The organism is Stenotrophomonas sp. INTA L402-1 (assembly GCF_059295135.1).
Window position 1 is genome coordinate 1 of sequence record NZ_JCAFWP010000136.1, and the last position, 662, is coordinate 662.

The 662-nt window shown below is 45.5% G+C and carries 1 pseudogene; it reads left to right on the top strand.

Features of this window, described 5'->3' with window-relative positions:
* Positions 1–42: 42 nt before the first annotated feature.
* Positions 43–648: pseudogene (gene dgcP, locus AC5O77_RS21925) on the top strand (diguanylate cyclase DgcP); the annotation flags it as partial.
* Between the last annotated feature and the right edge of the window lie 14 nt (positions 649–662).

The window sequence follows — 662 nt, forward strand, 5'->3', positions numbered from 1 at the left end:
ACACAAGGAGTATAGTAGGAAGCTTCAGATGTGTATAAGAGACAGGTTTTGCAGTTATTCGCCGGACTGATTGCACAATATATTCAAAAAGAGGCGCTGGTAGAACAGCTGCGCGAAGCCAATGCCGAACTGATAGCGCAATAGTATACCGACTCGTTAACCGGGCTACCGAATCGGCGGGAGATTTTTGAAAATCTGACGACGCTGTTTTCTCTAGCCCGGCATCTTAACCATAAGATAATGATCGCGTTTATCGACCTGGATAACTTCAAATTAATCAACGATCGTTTTGGTCATAATAGTGGTGATTTGTTCCTCATTCAGGTTGGCGAGCGCCTTAATACGCTCCAGCAAAATGGCGAAGTTATTGGTCGTCTCGGCGGTGATGAGTTTTTGGTTGTTTCACTGAACAACGAGAATACGGATATTTCGTCGCTGCGAGAACGTATTCAACAGCAAATACGTGGAGAATATCACTTAGGTGATGTTGATTTGTATTATCCCGGTGCCAGTCTTGGCATAGTAGAAGTCGATCCTGAAACGACCGATGCAGACAGTGCCCTGCATGCTGCCGATATCGCGATGCATCAGGAGAAAAAACACAAACAGAAAACACCTTTTGTCGCGCATCCAGCGCTACATTCCTGAGGCGTATTCACATC